Annotated in this window: 16 protein-coding genes and 1 pseudogene; 9 read left to right on the top strand and 8 right to left on the bottom strand. The window is 42.6% G+C overall.

What is annotated here, in order from left to right; translation table 11 throughout:
* Positions 1 to 85 precede the first annotated feature (85 nt).
* Both RAM70_RS12260 and RAM70_RS12265 read right to left on the bottom strand, forming a co-directional pair.
* A complete protein-coding gene (locus RAM70_RS12260) occupies positions 86 to 1,735 on the bottom strand; it encodes an alpha/beta hydrolase (protein WP_045356024.1) in 1,650 nt (549 codons plus the stop codon).
* Positions 1,736 to 2,055: 320 nt separating this feature from the next.
* Entirely contained in the window at positions 2,056 to 3,699 is a 1,644-nt protein-coding gene (locus tag RAM70_RS12265) for a Ppx/GppA phosphatase family protein (RefSeq protein ID WP_312673937.1), read from the bottom strand.
* 406 nt (positions 3,700 to 4,105) lie between these two features.
* Between RAM70_RS12265 and RAM70_RS12270 the strand changes: the two genes are divergently transcribed.
* From RAM70_RS12270 to RAM70_RS12285, 4 genes and pseudogenes are all read left to right on the top strand, one after another.
* Positions 4,106 to 5,404: a Glu/Leu/Phe/Val family dehydrogenase gene (locus RAM70_RS12270; RefSeq protein ID WP_312673938.1), complete on the top strand. Its 1,299-nt coding sequence runs from the start codon at positions 4,106 to 4,108 to the stop codon at positions 5,402 to 5,404.
* A 1-nt stretch (position 5,405) separates the two neighbouring features.
* A pseudogene (locus RAM70_RS12275) lies at positions 5,406 to 5,498 on the top strand (phosphoribosyltransferase); the annotation flags it as partial.
* A 139-nt stretch (positions 5,499 to 5,637) separates the two neighbouring features.
* The gene (locus RAM70_RS12280) at positions 5,638 to 6,000 is read left to right on the top strand and encodes a helix-turn-helix domain-containing protein (RefSeq protein ID WP_312672182.1); all 363 of its coding nucleotides are present in this window, start codon (positions 5,638 to 5,640) and stop codon (positions 5,998 to 6,000) included.
* Positions 6,001 to 6,019: 19 nt separating this feature from the next.
* Positions 6,020 to 6,604, top strand: a complete 585-nt coding sequence (locus RAM70_RS12285; RefSeq protein WP_002759745.1) for an IS630 family transposase — start codon at positions 6,020 to 6,022, stop codon at positions 6,602 to 6,604.
* A 59-nt stretch (positions 6,605 to 6,663) separates the two neighbouring features.
* Here RAM70_RS12285 and cydB read toward each other — a convergent pair whose 3' ends face one another.
* Positions 6,664 to 7,677, bottom strand: coding sequence for a cytochrome d ubiquinol oxidase subunit II (gene cydB / locus RAM70_RS12290; RefSeq protein WP_002792975.1), 1,014 nt, complete (start codon positions 7,675 to 7,677; stop codon positions 6,664 to 6,666).
* Between the two features lie 8 nt (positions 7,678 to 7,685).
* The gene (locus RAM70_RS12295) at positions 7,686 to 9,113 is read right to left on the bottom strand and encodes a cytochrome ubiquinol oxidase subunit I (protein WP_045356030.1); all 1,428 of its coding nucleotides are present in this window, start codon (positions 9,111 to 9,113) and stop codon (positions 7,686 to 7,688) included.
* Between the two features lie 232 nt (positions 9,114 to 9,345).
* On the opposite strand from RAM70_RS12295, the gene mnmG reads away from it, so the two are divergent.
* Entirely contained in the window at positions 9,346 to 11,253 is a 1,908-nt protein-coding gene (gene mnmG / locus RAM70_RS12300; RefSeq protein WP_045356032.1) for a tRNA uridine-5-carboxymethylaminomethyl(34) synthesis enzyme MnmG, read from the top strand.
* A 163-nt stretch (positions 11,254 to 11,416) separates the two neighbouring features.
* Here mnmG and RAM70_RS12305 read toward each other — a convergent pair whose 3' ends face one another.
* From RAM70_RS12305 to RAM70_RS12315, 3 genes are all read right to left on the bottom strand, one after another.
* Entirely contained in the window at positions 11,417 to 11,872 is a 456-nt protein-coding gene (locus RAM70_RS12305) for a peroxiredoxin (RefSeq protein ID WP_045356034.1), read from the bottom strand.
* A 49-nt stretch (positions 11,873 to 11,921) separates the two neighbouring features.
* Entirely contained in the window at positions 11,922 to 13,616 is a 1,695-nt protein-coding gene (locus RAM70_RS12310) for an ABC-F family ATP-binding cassette domain-containing protein (protein ID WP_045356036.1), read from the bottom strand.
* Between the two features lie 483 nt (positions 13,617 to 14,099).
* Complete coding sequence (locus RAM70_RS12315; protein WP_312673946.1) at positions 14,100 to 15,029, bottom strand: NAD(P)H-dependent glycerol-3-phosphate dehydrogenase; 930 nt, start codon at positions 15,027 to 15,029, stop codon at positions 14,100 to 14,102.
* Between the two features lie 846 nt (positions 15,030 to 15,875).
* Here RAM70_RS12315 and psbA point away from each other — a divergent pair.
* The 4 genes from psbA (at position 15,876) to RAM70_RS12335 (ending at position 18,165) form a co-directional block, all read left to right on the top strand.
* Positions 15,876 to 16,958: a photosystem II q(b) protein gene (gene psbA / locus RAM70_RS12320; protein ID WP_045358920.1), complete on the top strand. Its 1,083-nt coding sequence runs from the start codon at positions 15,876 to 15,878 to the stop codon at positions 16,956 to 16,958.
* Positions 16,959 to 17,067: 109 nt separating this feature from the next.
* Entirely contained in the window at positions 17,068 to 17,637 is a 570-nt protein-coding gene (locus RAM70_RS12325) for a Uma2 family endonuclease (RefSeq protein WP_190381540.1), read from the top strand.
* 31 nt (positions 17,638 to 17,668) lie between these two features.
* The gene (locus RAM70_RS12330) at positions 17,669 to 17,875 is read left to right on the top strand and encodes a hypothetical protein (protein ID WP_190381541.1); all 207 of its coding nucleotides are present in this window, start codon (positions 17,669 to 17,671) and stop codon (positions 17,873 to 17,875) included.
* A gap of 2 nt (positions 17,876 to 17,877) precedes the next feature.
* Entirely contained in the window at positions 17,878 to 18,165 is a 288-nt protein-coding gene (locus RAM70_RS12335) for a type II toxin-antitoxin system RelE/ParE family toxin (protein ID WP_002764204.1), read from the top strand.
* Positions 18,166 to 18,237: 72 nt separating this feature from the next.
* Here RAM70_RS12335 and RAM70_RS12340 read toward each other — a convergent pair whose 3' ends face one another.
* Positions 18,238 to 19,608, bottom strand: a complete 1,371-nt coding sequence (locus RAM70_RS12340; RefSeq protein WP_312673948.1) for a helix-turn-helix domain-containing protein — start codon at positions 19,606 to 19,608, stop codon at positions 18,238 to 18,240.
* Between the last annotated feature and the right edge of the window lie 133 nt (positions 19,609 to 19,741).

The raw sequence follows: 19,741 nt of genomic DNA on the forward strand, positions 1-19,741 counted from the left end.
GGGACTAGGAGGTGGTAATTTTTTTCAGTTATCAGTTAACTGAACACTGATAACTGATAACTGATAACTGATAACTGATAACTGATTAACGGACCTTTTGAGCCATAAAATCTTCGATGAGTTGTTCTAAAGCGGCCGAGGAGGCGCGGGTAATCAGAAAACATCTAAACTCTTGGCCTTGACTGAGATATTGGGAATAGGCCGCCTGTAAAAAAGGTTTATAGCTGGGGTTTTTGCGAATATACACCTCAAAAAAGGCCAAAGATAGGGAATGGGCGTAACTATCGATCAGATAGGGTGCTGGCAGGGTAAGATCGGCTACGGATTCGATCGCTTCGTTAATTCCCGCGTCTAGTACCGAAAAATCGACGTGAGCTTGACCTTCAATCAGAGCTAAATATTTATTTTCGGTATTGAGCAGGGGAAAAGAGCGCACCTGTTCAAAAATAGCGGGAGTAGCGGGATCGTAGGTTCCTGCCGCTACAAAAGTGGGAATTTCGATCTTAGCTAGTCCTTTAGCCCCGAAAATACTCCAATTAAACGGATTAACCGTAAAAATCGCTTTTATTCTCGGATCGCGAAAGTTGTATTCTTCCCGGGGTAAATCCAAAGCACGACACTGCAGCAAGAGGGAGACATTGAGAAAAGCCAATCTTCTTTGGCAGTCCCGTTGTAAATTCTCGAAATTGATCGTCGCCCCACCCACGGCTAAGGCCGTATAACCGCCGAAGGAATGTCCACCAACTCCCACATTATCTACATCTAATTGCCCTTGAAATTCCCTAGCGTTGCGTCTTTGCAATTCATCGATCACAAAAGATATGTCCAATGGACGATTGACAAATTCGTTGGTATCAAAAACCTTCCGCGATAAACCGGCGAGCAGATTCTGCACCTGTAGGGTATCACTGCCGGGGTGTTGGGGCATGGCGACGAGATAACCGTAACTAGCCAAGTGTTCCGCTTGTCGGACAAAATCTTCAGGACGGGAAGCTAAACCATGGGAAAAGACGATAATGGGGGTTTTCTGGGTTAATTGCCCCTTGGGTTTGACAATGATTAGATAAAGTTCCCTCTGACGACGGCTATCGGTTAAATCCAGCCGCATCTGTTCCACTTGTTGGGGTCCCGGTTGTCGGGGGTCGGTCATGGCGGTAAAATTAATTTCACCGGCCTTTTTAGCTTCTTCTAAGGATAATTGCGCCACCTTTTCCGTAAATACTCTGGTGGCTTTCAGGACGATATCGATCGCCCGGGCTAATCTTTCCACTCTTGTCACATCAATCTGCATATTAGTGGGCAGATTACCCAGCAGGTTAAGAATAGTTACCCCTCCCGGTTCAAAGGCTGATTTAACTAGGGCAGAACGCAGGGCAAATTTACCATTAATACCCCCTTGAATGGTGATCAGTTCCCCTAAAAGGGTTAGTATATCTTCCCCCATTGTGGTGTTAAAAAAGCGCGAGATCAGGACGGGATTAACTTCTTTACTTGTGGTTAAAGCTTGGCGAAATTCTTTTTGTTGTTCGGCGGTTGTATTACCTAAATATTGTCTTAGATTAGCGTCAATTCTGCCAGTCTTGGCAAAGTTTTCTAGGGAACTAATTTCTAGGGTCCGACTAAAGGGCGCTAAGATAAAAGTGATTCTCTCGGCCGAGAGGACAGGAAAGCTAGTCAGTATTGTTCCCAAGCAACCCAGAGCGATCAAGCGACCGATTTTAGCTAATTGCAACAAGTTTTTCTGCTCCTTTTCTTCCTGCGTTCCTATTCCTTCTAGATTATAACAGTAACCTGGCAGTTTTTAACGGTTTTCCTGCTTGATTATCAACAAAAATTATCGATTTACCACAGTCGATAATCTTGACCAAGAATAAGTACCTAGGCAAAATTAATTACACATATCTCACTACCTCTTGCATGAGTGCCTATCCTAACCAAGAAATTAATTTTCCACGACTACTTAATAGGCAACAAGTCTGCAAAATAGACCTCTTGCCGATTTCAAGCTACTTAATACCAGCGCTAGTCAATGATAACCGATCACTGGTCGTTATTTCAGGGTAAAAATGCCAAAGTTGCCACCACTTTCACCCCAAATTCTTCCTCAAAAACAGGTTTTTTATAGTCTAAACTCCACAATTCTAAAGCACAATCATCTTCAGCATTATTGGGAAAAAGATGCAGATGTAGTGTCCTATATTCGGGATCGTACTTACATTCAATCTTTTTAATCGCTCCTATTTGTCGCCGATCTAAAGCCACAGCCAAGCGCAGTATAGCACTTAAATGTCTGACCATATACTGATAGTATTCCGTTAATTTTATAAAATCATCATGCCTTTTCTTCGGTTTACTTTTGCGGTGATAACGAGCGATATTAGCGATCACTTCTAACTCTATTTCCGTATAGCCCAACAGTTCACCATTGCGAATTAAATAATAGGAATGTTTATGATGGGCAGCATGACTAACATATAAACCACTATTATGTAAAATTGCCGCCGCCCATAATAGATCTTTAGCCTCCTGATTCCAAGAATGTAATTGTCCTTGCGTTTGCTCGAACAAAGACAGGGAAAATGTCGCTATTCTCTCGGCCGATTCTAAATTAACTTGATACTTTTTCGCTATTTTCAGGACACTGCGCTGACGGATTTCACTCTGATAAAGTAACCGATTATCAATTAACCCGTGGGTCAGCATCCAATCGACGATCACCCCTTCTCGCAGGGCCCTTTCACAGAGAACTAACTTATCAACATCTAACATGGTCATCGCTTCCAAAAGCACGATCGAACCTGCCAGAATTATCTCGGACCGTTTATCGGACATCCCCAGAATTGCCAGCCTTTGATGGTAGTCCAAAACGGCGAAACGTTTGACTAATTCTTTGACATCTTTGCGGGTTAATTGATAACCATTTAAAGGATTAGGAATTTCCCCCAATTTCTCGAAAGCATGGATAGTCATCAAAGTTTCGATCGTCCCAGAAGTTCCCACTAAACGCGGCACTTCTCCCACCTGTAAATGATGTTTAATTTCCTCTACTGCCCGCTCTAACATTCCGCGGGTGTATGCCCTTAAATAGGCTAATTCTGTGGGACTAATGGGATCGGTGGTGATCAAATCTTGCGTCAAACGCACCGCGCCGATTTTGGTACTACCAAGAAAGCGAATTTCTTGACTATCAGCTAAGATTAATTCCGTGGAACCACCACCGATATCGATAATAATATGGGCTTGATTTTGGAAATCCATCCCCGAGACGACACCGAGATAAATCCGGCGCGCTTCCTCCTGTCCAGAGATGAGATTTACGGAAATACCGACTTCTTTCTCGATTAAAGCCAAAAATTCGTCGCCATTGGCCGCTTCCCGGGTGGCGCTGGTGGCAACGGCGATAATCTGATCCGCATGGAGACTAATGGCTAGATCGTGACAGCGTTTTAAAGCGGCGATCGCTCTTTCCATGGCCGCTAGGGTTAATTTACCGGTTTTCCGATCTCGATCGCCCAGACGGACTGTATCCTTTTCTCGGGCAATAATCGTAAAAGCAGGCAAAGACGGTTCAATTGCCACTACTACCATGTGAACCGAATTCGTGCCAATATCGATCGCCGCTAGGATTTGGGCATCGGAGGCTTTTCTAAGGGGCGCTAGTCCCCGATTGGGTGTAACTTGATTAGAAATATTCACCATCGCTTATCAGTGATCAGTTAAGCTGTTCGTAATTTAAATTGCTTGTTGAGACGAGGCAACAGGCACTCTTGCAAAAGGCAACAGTAAAGGGATTGAGGGAGATTCGGCTAATCTAAGAATAAGCGGTTTAAATACGTCTTAGCTTACCAGTCGGGGCATAGGGGTTAGGACTGGTCTTATTATCCCTCTAATTGCCCGCCTCGGCCCCGCAATTTTAGCTTGATCTAGCATTTATCTGAATAATGAGGTACAAAGTTTTCCCTTTGGGGGGTCATTCGTCCTTTATCGATGCCCGCTCCGATTATACTTCATCTTTATGAGAAACTTCCTAATTAAGAAAAATAAACTGTAGTGAAATATACTGTTTTTCCATGTTCTAATGGGGATAGATAGGGGGAAAAAAATCATGTCGAAATCACTCTTTACCGATGCCAGCAGTCGCCTAGAACGGGCCCTTAAGTATGTCTCCATTTCCGATGATGCGATCGAGCGGTTAAAATATCCCAAAGCTAGTCTCAGCGTCTCCATACCCGTCCGTATGGACAACGGCACTTTAAGAATCTTCCAAGGCTACCGCGTCCGCTACGATGACACCCGCGGCCCTGGCAAGGGAGGTGTGCGCTATCATCCCAACGTCAGCATTGATGAGGTACAGTCCCTAGCCTTTTGGATGACCTTTAAATGCGCCCTGCTGGATTTGCCCTTTGGTGGGGCTAAGGGCGGTATTACCCTCAATCCGAAAGAATTGTCAAAAGCCGAGTTAGAACGCCTTAGCCGGGGCTATATCGAGGGTATAGCCGACTTTATCGGTCCGGATGTGGATATTCTTGCCCCCGATGTCTATACCAACGAGATGATCATGGGTTGGATGATGGACCAGTACAGCATTATTCAGCGTAAAATTAGTCCGGCGGTGGTGACGGGGAAACCTTTAACCATGGGAGGCAGTCGTGGTCGCGATACGGCGACGGGAACGGGTGCTTTTCATGTTATTCATTCTCTTTTGCCGAAATTAGACAAAAAACCGGCTAATACTACCGTGGCCGTCCAAGGGTTCGGTAACGCCGGGGCCGTAGTGGCGGATCTCCTCGCCAAAGCCGGTTATCAAGTGGTGGCGGTAAGTGATTCCCAGGGCGGCATTTATCGGGAAAAAGGGCTAGATATTGCCAGCATTCGTCAGTATAAACAGGAACATCGCGGCATTACTGCTATTTACTGTGAGGGTACCGTGTGTAATATCGTGGAACACGAGGCGATTAGTAATGAAGAATTATTAGCCCTAGATGTGGATATTTTGATTCCAGCTGCCCTAGAAAACCAAATTACCGCCGAAAATGCCGATCGCGTGCGGGCAAAATATATCTTTGAAGTGGCCAATGGTCCAACTACCTCAGAAGCCGATCGCATTTTAGACTCAAAAGGGATTCTGGTTTTCCCCGATATTCTGGTTAACGCCGGTGGGGTAACGGTGAGTTATTTTGAATGGGTGCAAAATCGCAGCGGTCTTTATTGGCAATTAAACGAGATAAATGAGCGCTTAAAAGAAAGAATGGTGACAGAAGCCGAAAAAGTCTGGTCTTTCGCCCAGGAGTTCGATACGTCTCTGCGTAACGCCGCCTACGCCCAGGCCATTACTCGTCTCGGTGAAGCCCTAGATGCGAAGGGAACCCGCGATTATTACGTCAATGGGAAGAGTTATTCCTGAAGTCGATTCGGGAATCACTCTCCCAAAAAACTCCCTTTTGTTACAGGAAAAACACGGGATTACCAATATCAAAACTGCGGTGATCTGGTACAAACCAGTACCAATTGCACCCGTTAGTTTGGGTCTAGGTTTTAAAAATCCCACCAAAGAAGATTGATATAGCGGTATGCACTTGCATGAGGTACAATAGAAGAGGACAATAAATTATAGACCTAGGCAGGAGCCACGACCCGATGAAGCCCTATTCTTTAGACTTGCGACAAAAGATCATCGAGACCTACGAGGAGAATAACCTCTCACAACGTGAGTTAGCCAAAAGATTTAGAGTAGCTTTAAGCTTTATCCAGAAACTAATCAAGCAGTGGCGTGAAACAGGAAATCTAAATCCCCGACCGCATGGTGGAGGACAAAAACTCAAGCTTAAGAGCGACGAAATTATCTTGCTGGGCGATTTAGTCCAAGAAAAGAAAGATGCCACCTTAGACGAGTTAAGAAAACAAATTGAGGAAAAAACACAGACGGTGGTGAGTAACTCAACAATCAGTAGAATTTTAAAACGGCTAAATTTAACTCAAAAAAAAAAGCTTACACCCTAGGGAAAGAGACACGGAAAGAGTGCAAAAATTAAGAGAAGAATATTGGGAGAAAATCCGAGATGTTAGAGCGGAAGATTTGGTTTTCGTTGACGAGTCTGGCTCTAATCTAGGGATGACAAGACTTTATGGCAGGGCTGAAAAAGGTCAGAGAGTGTATGATTCAGTTCCGTTAAACCGAGGAAAAAACGTCACGATAATTGGAGCGATAGCGCTCAAAGGCTTGCTGGCTTTTATCAATGTATTTGGAGCCGCAAATGGTTTAATATTTGAAGCATTTATTGCTACATTATTAGTTCCAAACTTGTGGAAAGGAGCTTGTGTATTAATGGATAATGCTTCGATTCATCAAAAAGAAACCCTCGAACCAATTCTTCAAGAAGTCGGTGCTAGACTGGAGTTTTTACCTCCCTATTCTCCCGATTTTTCTCCCATTGAAAACTGTTGGTCGAAAGTGAAAATACTGATTCGTTCTATGTCACCTCGTACCTATGCTGATCTAGAAAAAGCGATCGTTCAAGCCTTTAGTCAGATTACATTGCGAGACATCCATCACTGGTTTACCCATTGTTGCTATTGCGATACCCCTTTTAAAGAGCCTACCTAGTCATCCATGCTGTACCTCATTCAACTGAAACCCGCTATATCTGAAATCGGCAACGTCATCTATTCTCCGTAGGATTCAGCAGTAATTTTACCCCGAAAAACGATGTAATTATAAACCGTATAGGCCAGTAAAATTGGGATTAAAAACCCCACAAAAGTCAGCATAAACACCAAAGAACTAGGGGCGGCTGCCGCTTGATAAATTGTCACGGACGGGGGAATAATATCGGGAAAAATCAACAATCCCAAACCGATAAAAGAGAGCATAAACAGCAATACTGTCCAGACCATCGGGGTGTTTTCTTCCTTTAGTTGCAAACTCCGCAGTAACAAACCCAGTAACACCACAGCTAAAATCGGGATGAGGATAAAAATGTAAATTAGTCGAGGGTCAAATAAACGCTGACGGATATGGTCAGAAAGCAGCGGCGTACTGATGGTGATAAAGATAGCACCGATAAAAGTGGTAATAGCGGCAATTTTTGCCGTTTTATAGTGAACTTCCTGTAAATTACCTGTAGTTTTCAGAATTAGGTAAGTGGAACCCACTAAAACATAAGCTTGGATTAAAGTTAGAGACACTAGAATCGATCGCCATGTTAACCAATCAAAGGGGCCGCCGGCAAAATGACCCAATTCATCCACTTTAATGCCCTCAAAAACCGCACCGAGGGCGAATCCTTGCCCCAAAGCGGCCAAAAAACTGCCGAGTCCGAAGGCATAATTCCAGAACAACTTGCGACGAGAATGTTCACGAAACTCGAAGGAAACAGCCCGAAATAACAGCCCCACCACCATAATCACTGCTGGTAGGTATAAAGCGTTTAAAATTGTCCCGTAAGCTAGGGGAAACGCCCCAAACAGGGAACCACCCATCAAGACAATCCAAGTTTCGTTAGCATCCCAAACATTGCCCAAACTGGTCATTAAAATACTGCGACGCTTCTCGGAGGAGGAAGTCAGGGAAAGAATTCCCACCCCCAAGTCAAAACCATCGAGGAGGACGTAGAGAAACAGGAATAAACCCAGAATAAAAAACCAAATTTGTGGCAAAAAATACTGTAACGGTTCCATAGTTCCTCCTATTGTTGCGCTTCTAGGGAACGAGGATTTAGTTCTGGTGAGGTCACTTTTTCCTGTTGAGTCCCCGGCAGTGGTAAGTTAAGATTGGGTCCCTGACGGATAATAAGACTACCGAAATAGAGAGCAGAAACCAAGAAAACGACATAAATCGCCGTAATTCCGATTAAAGAGGTTAAAATCTCGCCTGCGGGCAGTTTAGAAGCAGCATCCACTGTCCGGATTTGATTGTAAACCGTCCAGGGTTGACGACCGACACAACGGACAATCCAACCGGTTTCAACCGCAAGATAACCCAGAGGGGCCGCAAAAACCCAAGCGCGCAGTAACCATTTTTGACTGTCGATTTTTTCGTTACTCAGTTGACCGCGCAGCCATTGCCCGACAGTTACAGTCATTAAAGAAGCAAGAAAAAGACCGATAGCGACCATAATCCGGAAGGAATAATAGATTAGCCCCACCATGTGCGGTCTGTCTTCGTATTTCCACGTTTTTAAGCCGAGAACAGGTTCCGATAACTTGGGTTTTAACTCCAAAAGATAACCCAAAGCATTAGGAATCTTCACTTCCCAGCTATTTGTCTCCGCTTTATCCTTGGGTAAAGCAACCAAACTCCAACCGGCAGTTTCTCCCGCAGGAATGGTTTCCCATTGCGCTTCCATGGCGGCTAATTTAGCCGGTTGATAGTGATACACTTGTTCGGCACTAAGATGACCGACAAAAATTTGCAAGGGGGCGATAACAATCGCTAGAGTAAGAACAATTTTGAGAGAACGACTAAAAAAGCTAATGTGACGTTTATTGAGCAAATACCAAGCACTAATACCACCAATGACGAAAAGAGAAGTTTCCAGAGTAGCGAAAAACATATGCAGGAAACTATTAACCATGAAGGGATTGAGAATCGCTTGTAGGTAATCCTGAACGATAAATTTACCATCCACGAAGATGCCGCCGGCGGGGGTTTGCAGCCAAGAATTAGCGGTTAAAATCCAGAAAGTGGAAAGATTAGCCCCGAAAGCGACGAGAATTGTCGCTAGGAAGTGAATTAACGGGGGAACTCGTCCCCAACCAAACAGCATAATTCCTAGAAAACTAGCCTCTAGCATAAAGGCCATGGTTCCCTCGAAACCGAGGATAGTTCCGAAAAAGTCCCCCACCGCTTCCGAAAAAGGCGCCCAATTCATGCCAAACTGAAAAGCCATGGGTAAACCAGAAGCAACTCCAATGCCGAAATTGAGAATGTAGAGTTTTGCCCAGAAGCGAGCGTGATGATAGTAGTCAGGATTGCGGGTTTTTAGCCATAATCCTTCGACAATGACTAGATAAATGCCCATACCAGTGGTTAACACCGGCCAAAGCATATGGAAAATAGCGGTGATGGCGAATTGTATCCGCGACAAAGCAACGGGATTGGCAAGTAAATCCATGATTATAATCTTTAAACGATCGTGAAAATATGATAAGCACCTATAATACTTAGCCAGTAATGCCCTGAAAAGGCAAGGGTAAATAGGGATTATACAGATTGTTTTTAGATTTATGCGATCGCTTTGGTGTTAGTCAATGACTTAGTTAGTATTCTTGTATTATATTGGGGGGAAAACTCAGAAAAATTGCTAGAATATTAGCCTGATTAATTAATTTTCCCCTCGATCGAGTATGACTTTCTCCTCAGCCGCAGACTTTCAAGATGAATTTGATGTCATCGTCGTCGGGGCGGGCCATTCCGGCTGTGAAGCGGCCCTAGCTTGCGCCCGTCTCGGTTGTCGTACCCTTCTCCTCACCCTTAATCTCGATAAAATCGCTTGGCAACCCTGTAACCCCGCCGTCGGTGGTCCGGCTAAATCCCAATTAACCCACGAAGTGGACGCTTTAGGCGGCGAAATTGGCAAAATGGCCGACCGCACCTATCTGCAAAAACGGGTTCTTAATGCCTCTCGCGGACCGGCAGTCTGGGCCCTACGCGCCCAAACCGATAAACGGGAATACGCGGCGGTGATGAAAGGTATCGTCGAAACCCAAGCCAATCTGGTTATTCGGGAAGGCATGGCCACAGACCTGATTTTAGGGGCAAATGAGCAAGTTTTAGGGGTAGAAACCTATTTCGGCACTTGTTTCGCCGCTAAAGCCGTCATTTTAACCACTGGCACTTTTTTAGGCGGCAAAATCTGGATTGGCGGCAAGTCTATGGCAGCTGGACGGGCGGGGGAATTTGCGGCGGTGGGTTTAACAGAAACCCTAAATCGTCTCGGATTCGAGACCGGTCGCCTAAAAACTGGCACTCCTGCCCGTGTGGATAAGCGTTCGGTGGATTACTCCCGTATGGAACCGCAACCGCCCGATGACGAGGTACGTTGGTTTAGTTTTGATCCCGATGTCTGGATCGAACGGGAACAAATGAACTGTCACCTCACCCGCACCACGGCGGCAACTCATCAATTAATCAGAGATAATTTACATTTATCCCCCATTTATGGCGGTTTTATTGACTCCAAAGGGCCGCGTTATTGTCCTAGTATTGAGGATAAAATCGTCCGTTTTGCCGATAAAGAAAGTCATCAAATTTTTATCGAACCGGAAGGGCGCGATATTCCCGAACTTTATATCCAAGGCTTTTCAACGGGACTGCCGGAAAATGTTCAATTAGCAATGCTGCGGACTTTACCCGGTTTAGAAAACTGTGTGATGTTGCGGGCTGCCTATGCAGTGGAATACGATTATTTACCGGCAACTCAGTGTTATCCAACCCTGATGACGAAGAAGATTGAGGGGTTATTTTGTGCGGGACAAATTAACGGGACAACCGGTTATGAAGAAGCGGCAGCCCAGGGACTGGTGGCGGGGATTAATGCGGCGCGGTTTGCTTTAGGAAAAGAGTTAATTGTTTTTACCCGGGAGGAAAGTTATCTAGGAACTTTGGTCGATGATTTGTGTACCAAGGATCTGCGGGAACCCTATCGAATGTTAACCAGTCGTTCCGAATATCGCTTAGTATTGCGATCGGATAATGCCGATCAAAGATTAACACCTTTAGGACGAGAAATTGGTTTAATTGATGACCGGCGTTGGCAATTATTCCAGAGCAAACAAGCTAATATTATCGCTGAAAAAGAACGCCTACACGAAACGAGAATTAAAGAACGGGATCAGGTGGCAATTGCCATCGTTAAGGATACGGAACAAAAAATTAAAGGTTCTCTCTCTTTAGCTGATTTACTGCGTCGTCCTAGCTTCCATTATCTCGATCTCGATCGCTATGGTTTAGGTAATCCCGATTTAAATTTAGCCGAAAGAGAAGGGGTAGAAATTGAGATTAAATATTCCGGTTATTTGAAGCGACAACAAAATCAAATCGACCAAATTAGTCGCCACAGTAACCGTCATTTATCCCCCGATATTGACTACATGAAAATCGAAACTTTGTCAATGGAATCGCGGGAAAAATTAACAAAAATTAAACCCGCCACCATCGGCCAAGCCTCGCGAATTGGCGGAGTCAATCCCGCCGATATTAACGCTTTATTAGTGTATCTAGAAATGCGGCAGATGTCGGCAGTTAAAAGTTAGGAAATAATCTTGATTATCAGCGATCAAGATGGGTGCATCTCCTTGACTTTCTCCCATTGATTATTATCAAGATTCTGGCGACATAGTTGTAAAAGCTGACCAGCTTTCCACGCTGAGGGTTGCAATTTCTTTTATTGTGGTGGCCAGAGCCATTCTCGTCAACCTAAAAAGATTTAATTGTGTTCAAAGATTCGGTAACGTGAGCTTTAAAATCTAACATAGAATCAAAAATATGTCTGACGATTCCCTCTTTATCAATGATATAGGTAACTCGTCCAGGGAGAACGAATAAGGTAGAGGGAACACCGAATAATTTCCGGACTCGGTTATCGGTATCACTTAAAAGGGTGAAGGGAAGATTATATTTTTGGGCAAATTGTTGATGAGATTGGGGACTATCGCCACTAATACCAATAACTTCCGCACCCGCATCGGTAAACACTTCGTAACTATCGCGGAAAGCGCAGGATTCTGCGGTACAACCCGGAGTATCATCTTTGGGATAGAAATAAATTACCAGGGATTTTTTACCGATTAAATCGCCGATATTAACCGTTGCCCCTGTTTGGGAAGGGAGAGAAAAATTGGGAACTCGATCGCCTACTTTTATAGCTGCCATAAGATTAATTAATTGATAGATAATCGTGGATAGGGTGGTACTTTACATTCTAACCTTTTTTGGCCTTTTGTTTAGCCCGTTTAGCGGCAGCTTTGGCCGCTTTTTCTGCTTCAATGCGTTTTTGTTCGGCTTTTTGTTTTTCTTCGTCTAGTTTTTCTAGATAATAGTGATAATCTCCCGCGTAGGCAATTAATTCGCCATCCCGAATCTCGACAATTTTGTTAGCTACCTGGGAGATAAAATAACGATCATGAGAAACAATTAAAACCGTGCCTTCATAAACTTTTAAAGCCGATTCTAACATTTCCTTGGCGGGAATATCGAGGTGATTAGTGGGTTCATCGAGAATTAATAAGTTAGCGGGAGCAAGTAACATTTTAGCTAAAGCAAGACGCGCTTTTTCGCCACCACTCAAGGATTCTACTTTTTTTAATACCGTTTCCCCACTGAATAAAAATCGCCCTAAAAGACTACGAACTTCCACATCTTTCCAATCGGGAACTTCATCATGAATGGTATCTAAAACAGTTTTAGTTAGGTCTAAAGCTTCCGCTTGGTTCTGCTCAAAATAACTAGGAATAACGTTATGTTTACCGATTTCGATCGAGCCTTCTGTGGGAGTTTCTAAGCCAACAATTAAACGTAAAAGCGTGGATTTTCCCGCACCATTGGGTCCTAAAAACGCCACTCGATCGCCCCTTTCTATTTCCAGATTTGCTCCCAAAAAGAGAATTTTATCATCGTAGATGTGAACAAGATTTTTAACAGTTACCACTTCTCGACCACTACGCACTGCTGGAGGAAACTGGAATTTTAAGGTACGCACATCGGCGATTGGTGCTTCAATTTTTTCTACCTTTTCTAATTGTTTTTCCCTGCTTTTTGCTTGGGTGCTGCGGGTGGCACTGGCCCGGAATCGATCCACGAAAGCTTGCTGTTTTTCTAGTTCTTTTTGTTGACGTTCGTAGGCACTTAACTGAGCGGATTGTTGTTCGTATTTTTGCTCTAGGTATGAGGAATAATTACCTAAATAAGTGGTAGAAACTCCCCTTTCAGTTTCGACAATTTTGGTACAGAGACGATCAAGAAATTCCCGGTCGTGGGAAACTATGACCATGGGAGTGGTTAAATCCTTGAGGAATTTTTCTAACCATTCAATGGTTTCTAAGTCTAAATGGTTAGTCGGTTCATCGAGGAGTAAAATATCGGGAGTTTGCAGGAGAATTTTGCCTAAACTCATCCGCATTTGCCAACCACCACTAAAGGAACTTACCAAGCGATCGCCGTCATCAATAGTAAAGCCCATTTCCGGTAAAATTTTCTCGATGCGCGCTTCTAATCCGTAACCATCTAACCCTTCAAATTGTCTTTGTAGGCGATCCAATTGATGAATTAAGCGATCTAATTCTTCGGGATCAGCTTTTTCCATGTGCTGGGGAATTTCTATTAGTTGATGGTGGACTTGATTCGCTTCTTGAAACACCGTCCAAAATTCCTCGCGTACCGTCCGACGGGGATCCACTTCAAATTCTTGGGTAAGATAGCCGATATGGAGACTGGTAGGACGGATGATCTCCCCAGCCGTAGGTTCCACTTGCCCCATAATAATTTTCAGCTGGGTGGATTTTCCCGCCCCATTAACTCCCACCAAGCCGATGCGATCGCCAGTTTTTACTTCCCAAGTGACATCTTTTAACACTTCTCCCGTCGGGTAAATCTTACTAATTCTCTCTAGTCGTAGCATCGCTGATTTTTCTCCAGTCCTAGGCCGGTGAGGCAGTCCGCCTTTATTGTAACATTTAGTTAAGCTTTATCTCGTCCCTGTCAAGTTTTCGGGGAAATATCTCGAAGCAATCAGGAGCAGAAATCGGAACTCCGCCATCTAAAATAAAGTCAAACACTCAGAAAAACCATGACTTACGCTGGGGAAATTCAACTAAAAACCCAAAACCCTAAAACCCCAATACCCCGCAATCCCTTGATGTTGTTTATGTTAAAAGAGAATGCTTTTGTGGAGTAGAGCCTGAAACATTTATTGAGAAATATTAAAGATTAATTACTATGACCAACTCTTAGGGTTAGAGAAAGATAAACTTGAGACTCTTAAGTCAAATTTATTGACTCAAAATCAGTTGTACTTAATTTAAATGAAATAGCCCTACCCCACTCCCCACTGATTACTGTTCAGTGTTTACTGATAACTGAAAAATCACCCTTCTCTTGTCTCTTAATCAAATTCTGCTTTTAAATCCCGACGCATTAATTCATCCACGGCAACTTGGGGAGAAATTTCCCCGCGCAAAAGACGATCAACTTGGCAGGTAATCGGTACATATAAAAATTTTTTTTGGGCAATTCTCATTAAAACTTCTGTGGTGTTTATTCCCTCGGCAGTTCCCTCTAACTTAGCTAAAATCTCAGGCAAAGATAAACCTAAAGCTAATTGATAACCCACTTGGTAATTGCGAGATAAAGGACTATTACAGGTGGCTAATAAATCCCCTAAACCCGATAAACCAAAGAAAGTTTCTTGACAACCTCCTAGACAAGTTCCCACCCGAACTATTTCCGGTAAAGCGCGAGTTAACAGGGCAGATTTGGCATTAGTACCCAACTGTAAACCATCACAAACCCCAGAAGCGATCGCCATGACATTTTTGAGAGTGCCACCTAACTCAGTCCCCAAGGGATCGCTATTAAGATAAACCCGAAAAGATTCCCCAGATAATAATTTTTGTAACAATATTGCCGCTTTTGGAGCATAACTTGCTACCACCGTCGCCGCAGGTAAACCTTGATTAATTTCTTTAGCTAAATTCGGACCGGAAAGAACCACAAGAGAATTATCAGGAAACGCTTGATTCCACAGATGAAAAGGGGTACGAGTGGTGATTGGGTCTAAACCTTTAGTAGCGGTGACGATAATTGTGCAAGAATTTAATTGTAATTGCTGTAATTTTTCGATTGTTGGGGCAACTCCTTTAATCGAAACTGCTGAAATAATTACCTCAGTATCTGCTATAACATTCCCTAAATCTTCCCCGCTATGACGCGACCAAACCCGAACGGCTAAGTGATTACGTCTAGCCAAATTAGCGAGAGTTTGCCCCCAAATTCCCCCACCTATAACCGTAATTTTCTTGGCATTTTCTAACAACTTTTCTTCTCCTCCTTATTAGTGATCCGTTATCAGTTACCAGTTAGAAAAAGGGGGGGTTAACAAGCAATTCTTGCTCGATCGCCCTCCTGATTCGATTTTAAGGTTATGACTCGTGAACCCCTCTCAACGGAAGCAAGAGTGCTGACTGCTGCAAGGATCGGTTGCCGTTCTATAGTATTTCTGTTCATCGAAAAAAATGGGTTTGAAACCCCGTCCTAGAAGGACGGCTTTACTTTGTTTTCCCTTGCGGGAAGCTGGTTTTTGAAAATCCCGATAAGGGCAAGAACCAGCAAACTTGTCTAAGTCCCTTCCCGCAACACAGCTAAGATGCCTTGTCTGACAACGCCTTACCAATAAGGCTTAGAGATAGTCCGAACGAGGGAAGTATTCGGAAGTCTGTTCCAAGCTGTGTCTCTTGCGGTAGTCGCTACTTGCGTCGCCTAGATTGGTGCGGGGCTTGCCCCGCACCTTTAGGACGGGGTTAGTGACTGCTAAATCTCAGGGGGAGATGCCTTCTATTTTACCCTGCAACTCAGCAATAGGGTTTATTTAACGCAGTCAATGCCTGCAAGAATCGCTGCAAAAATTTCTAAACCGATAACCAGCGACGGAGACCCAAGATGGCTCCGATTGCAGCTTAATGTTCATTTACGAATAGTCTCTCAGGGCAGGGAGGATGTCAACAGGGCAATCGCTTTCATAAGTAGGGCTTATCTCTATGATAATGAGAAATAGGGTTAAAATTCCTTAAAACCCCTTTACATAACTATAAAAAGACGATAGTATTAACTCATGTCAAACAAAGAACCTTGACAACTAAATACATACAGAAATTATCCAACCATGACCACCACTCTACAACAGCGCGAGAGCGCTTCCCTGTGGGAGCAGTTCTGTCAGTGGATCACCAGCACCAACAACCGTCTCTATATCGGTTGGTTCGGTGTGATCATGATCCCCACCCTGCTCACCGCCACCACCTGCTTCATCATCGCCTTTATCGCCGCTCCTCCTGTAGATATCGACGGTATTCGCGAGCCTGTAGCTGGTTCTCTACTCTACGGAAACAACATCATCTCCGGTGCTGTTGTTCCCTCTTCCAACGCGATTGGACTCCACTTCTACCCCATCTGGGAAGCTGCTTCCTTAGATGAGTGGTTATACAACGGTGGTCCCTACCAGTTAGTCATTTTCCACTTCTTACTAGGTGTCTTCTGCTACCTCGGTCGTCAGTGGGAACTGTCTTTCCGTTTAGGAATGCGTCCTTGGATCTGTGTTGCCTACTCCGCACCTGTATCCGCCGCTACTGCTGTATTCTTAATCTATCCCATCGGACAAGGTTCTTTCTCCGACGGTATGCCTTTAGGAATCTCTGGAACCTTCAACTTTATGTTCGTGTTCCAAGCAGAACATAACATTCTGATGCACCCCTTCCATATGTTAGGTGTTGCTGGTGTGTTCGGCGGTTCCTTGTTCTCTGCGATGCACGGTTCTCTAGTAACTTCTTCCTTAGTGCGTGAAACCACTGAAATCGAATCTCAGAACTACGGTTACAAATTCGGTCAAGAAGAAGAAACCTACAATATCGTTGCCGCTCACGGTTACTTCGGACGTTTAATCTTCCAATACGCTTCTTTCAATAATAGCCGTTCTCTGCACTTCTTCTTAGGTGCATGGCCGGTAATCGGTATTTGGTTTACGGCAATGGGTGTTAGCACCATGGCGTTCAACCTCAACGGTTTTAACTTCAACCAGTCGATTCTCGATTCTCAAGGTCGTGTAATCGGTACTTGGGCCGATGTGTTAAACCGCGCTGGTATCGGTATGGAAGTAATGCACGAGCGCAACGCTCACAACTTCCCCTTAGACTTAGCTAGTGGCGAACAGGCTCCTGTGGCTCTGACTGCTCCTGCTATCAATGGTTAATTCCTAGTCTGAACGAAAAGGCACTTCCGCAAGGGGGTGCTTTTTTGTTGTTAGAATTGGGGAACAATGAAAAACGCTGCAAAATGCTTATTCTCAAACAATCATTATTATGACCGCTCTCACTGGAAAATATACTCTTAGTCAATATTTTGAGCAGGAAATACAATCCCAAACTCGTCATGAATATCTGGATGGAAAAATTATTGCTATGACAGGAGGGACACCGACTCATAATCGCATTATTAGTAATTTATTAGTGGCTTTATATACTGGACTAAAGAATCAACCCTATGCCGTTTTTGTCACCGATCAGCGTTTATGGATACCTGAGCGTCAAATAGCCACCTATCCTGATATTATGGTAGTTTCTGAACCTCTTATTTATCAAGAAGGACGCAAAGATACTTTAATTAATCCTGTTTTAATCGCTGAGGTTTTGTCTGCTTCAACGGCAAATTACGACAGAGAAGAAAAGTTTGCCGCTTATCGAACCATTGCAACTTTTCAGGAATATTTATTGATTTCTCAGGAAAAATGTTATATTGAACATTTTCAAAAGGAAGGCGATCTTTGGTTGTTTACAGCTTATGAATCTGATAGGATAATTCATTTAAACTCTTTGGGAATTCAGATAGTGATCGCAGATGTTTACCATAAAATCATCTTGGAAAATAATTAAAATATAAGGAAAATAGTTAAGAGGTAAAATGATGACTTTGCCAGAAATGATCAAATCTTTTGAGAATTTATCAGAGGATGAACAGGAGTCATTGTTAGAGATTTTGTGTCAATATAGAGCCAAAGCAAGAGAAAGAGAAATTTTAGCTAATTTTAAGGAATTGAAAGAGGCGATCGCTACTGGAACGGCCAGAAGGGGAACCGTAGAAGATTTGATTGCTGATTTGAATGAGGATTAACAATGGATCTAATATGGAGTGATGGGTTTAAGCGTTCGTTTAAGAAGCTAATCAAGAAAAATCCCCAGTTAAAACCTAAAATTTTCGATGTACTTAGAAAACTGGCAGAAGACCCATTTACACTGTCTTTAAAAACCCATAAGTTAAGTGGTAATTTAGAAGAGTTATGGTCTTGTACTGTAGCTTACGATTGTCGAATTATTTTTAGTTTTTCGGAAGATGGAGAATATTTAGAAGTTATCATCTTGTTAATTGATATTGGTAGTCACGATCAGGTGTATAGAAAATAGGATATACTGGAAAGCGATCCGGCGGGTTTCTGCGTTGCGGTACACATATATTTAGAATAATATCAATTTTTTCTAATCGTTAGGATTTCTTTTAAGATAAGATTTAAAGACAGGATTAATAGGAAAATAGGACGAGGTTTCTGATGGTAATTTATCCAGTAAACAGCGTCTTATTAATGACTGAATAGTTGCCCAAAATTCAGATTGAGAAAGGTCAAGACTAGCAGTTTTGGGAAACTTTTCTACCGCTTCAGTTTGATTAGCTAACCAGTGTATCACCTTTTTTTCTGTTGCGGATAAACGCTGTAAATGACATTCGATCGAGTCTTCTATATCTCCTAAATAAATTTCATTTTTCATTTGTTCTAAAAATAAGGATACTTCCCCATCAAATAGTTCAATAAGGGTTGAGGAGATGATATTTAACCAGTTAGGATGACCTTGATAAATTTCCCTCAGTTTCGTCCATTTCTCCTCATTTTTTAAACCGTATTCTTTGAAGATTTCTTCAAATTCTGTCGTTAAACCTTGCAGGTATAAAGTTTTAATTTTATCGGATTTTAAGGTGACAAAATCTCTGGGAAGTTCCCAACTAATTAAAATCAAACAACTTTGATGAGATGTGGTAGCAATTTGCTGAAAAAATTTATGATAATCCTGACAGTCGCTTAAATATTTACCTGCTAATTCCCCCAGTTTAAAAATATTCTGTACATCATCAAGAATAATTAAACAACGATAGGAGCTTAGATAATCTATTATATCAGGTAAGGGGGTTGATAGAGATTGGTTGAAAAACTGTTTTAGATCATCTTTGAGAGCGATTAATTGAGGAATATTTTCCAGACTGCGGTAAATAATATAATCAAATTGTCGGGCAACTTCTGAAATTAATTTAAGGGTTAAAGCTGTTTTTCCGATTCCACTTAACCCATAAATAGTAATTAATCGAGTTTTATTATCTAGCCATTCTTTTAAGGTTGATATTTCTAACTTACGTCCATAGTTATACCTTAATTCAGGAGCTTTTGTTAGGTTAATTATTGGGTATAGATGATCATTATCTGGAAAATTTGAAGACTTTTTTAAGTTGTTTTCTGAATAGGGGTTATTTTCTCTACAGATGTTTATATGGTTATTGCCGATATTATTACAATGATAGTTAACAAAGTGATAAATAGTAGATGAAGCTTTATTTTCTAAAATAGAACGAACATTAGACTTTTTTATATCTTCTTCAAAAACATCTGATAACAGTTGCCATAACTTCCATGCTTCTTTTTTTATATGGTCATAACTGCGCTGATTATTTTCGGCAATTTTTTCATAATCTTGATGTTCCCAAATACCCTGTAAGATGGATTCTTGCAATGAATCAAGATGTTTACCAGTTTTCTCTAATACCTGTTTATCTGTCCATTCTAAAAGGGTTTGAATATCCATATAAGTAAGCAATAGAACATTTGTATTGCTGGTTGGGATAAGGGAACATATTTTAGGTTTCTTGTTTTTTTATCAGACTAATAATCATTTTACTTTACTCTTGCAAAATATCAACTATTATTTTATCTCTTTT

It is taken from the genome of Microcystis wesenbergii NRERC-220 (assembly GCF_032027425.1).
GTDB lineage: Bacteria > Cyanobacteriota > Cyanobacteriia > Cyanobacteriales > Microcystaceae > Microcystis > Microcystis wesenbergii_A.